The organism is Onishia niordana (assembly GCF_004798965.1).
Taxonomy (GTDB): domain Bacteria; phylum Pseudomonadota; class Gammaproteobacteria; order Pseudomonadales; family Halomonadaceae; genus Onishia; species Onishia niordana.
The window spans coordinates 1-260 of sequence record NZ_SDSD01000108.1; the positions used below are offsets into that span (position 1 = coordinate 1).

Consider the following 260-nt stretch of genomic DNA (forward strand, 5'->3'; position numbering starts at 1 on the left):
TGGACTTGCTGAGAAAAGGCCGAAGATTACACCGACAATCATTGCTAAAACAAAGGAAACTAAAGCCAATTGGATAGTGATCCAGAGACCTTTACCTAACTGTTTCCAGTTGTTTTTCAAGATGCCAAGCATTGTACTTTCCGTATCTGACTCTGTTGCTGATTCAGTTTTTGAAGCTAAATATTTATCAACAATTTCTTGATATTGACCGCTAGCACGTAGTGAAGAAAGACCGTTGTTAAACATTTCGATAAGCTCTG

General features: G+C 38.1%; 1 protein-coding gene. It reads right to left on the minus strand.

What is annotated here, in order from left to right; translation table 11 throughout:
* The coding region (locus ETC27_RS18120; RefSeq protein WP_240724968.1) for a hypothetical protein at positions 1-260 on the minus strand (260 nt) is incomplete at both ends.